This is a genomic window from Flavonifractor sp. An306 (assembly GCF_002159455.1).
Lineage (GTDB): Bacteria > Bacillota > Clostridia > Oscillospirales > Oscillospiraceae > Flavonifractor.
In genome coordinates this window covers 1-1099 of sequence record NZ_NFIQ01000209.1, presented here as the reverse complement: position 1 = coordinate 1099, position 1099 = coordinate 1, and the positions used below count along the sequence as shown (strand labels likewise).

1 protein-coding gene is annotated in these 1099 nt (G+C 52.1%); it reads right to left on the bottom strand.

Features of this window, described 5'->3' with window-relative positions; genetic code table 11:
- Positions 1-303, bottom strand: a 303-nt coding sequence (locus tag B5F88_RS19680; protein WP_087937072.1) for a translation initiation factor 2, incomplete at its 3' end; no start/stop codon positions are given.
- Between the last annotated feature and the right edge of the window lie 796 nt (positions 304-1099).

The window sequence follows — 1099 nt, the reverse complement described above, 5'->3', positions numbered from 1 at the left end:
CGCCTGCTCGATCAGGCCCAGGACGAAGTCCCGCTGGGTGAGCTTTACGCCGGTCCGAGCCGTTTCTCTGGCCAGGTGGGTCTTGATGCGCTGGAAGAGTTCCTCGGAGATCTGGAATGCCATCGTTCTGCTGCCGTTGTTCGCCATAGTCGATTTACCTCCATTTTCTTTCTTCTCGTAATATTCCATTAGTAATTGGGTGATGTACTGGCTGGTGGTCATCTCCAGGCGGTCTTTTTCTTCTGTTACCCGGTTGTGCAGGGCGATGTCGATTTGAGCGCATAGGTTTTTCGTGTTTGCCATGGCCTGCTCTCCTTTCCTCGTTTTGCAAAGCAAGTATATCCAAAGCCATGGCAGAAAGCTATTACCAAGACCACCAAGGAACCAGGGACAAAGCAAGCAATACCACCAACTGAAACAGCTGCGTAATAAAAAGAGAGAAGCCCCCGCTGGCAGTTCGATTTGAACTACCAGCGGGGGCTTCTCTCGCTGTTTTCTCTTTGCTCAGAGGTTCGAATCACACCACATCACGAAAATGGCCTTTTGCATCTGTAAGCGTAAAATAGAGGAGGACCTTTCCCCCTGTGGTAAGATGGGAGTAAAAAGACAGGGGGCAGAGAGGTCATGAGTGAGGAAAAGCGAATTTTGCAGTGCCTGAACTGCGGGCAGCCGTTTGAGCCAACGTGTCATATCACGCGGCAGAAATTTTGCTGTGACGCATGTCGGCACAAATATCATAACGCCAAGCGGCATTATGATGTGCCAGTAGATATCTGCCCAGGCTGTGGAGATATCGTGGAGCAGAGTGGAGAACGGGGACGGCGGAGGCGGTTTTGCAGTGACCAATGCCGGGTCAAATATCATGCTCGTAAGGTCATGGAACGACGGCAGGCAAGAGAACAAGCAAAAGCGATCTGTCCCAACTGCGGGAAAGAGTTTCAGGCAGAATGGGGAACAGGGAAACAACGGCGGTTCTGCAGTGACCCGTGTAGGATCGAATGGTGGGCGGCGTATCACAAAGCGAATCCCAGTATAGAAGAACCGGCGGAGACATGTGCGACCTGTGGAGCACCGCTGCCAGGGAAGCAAAAAGGCCAGA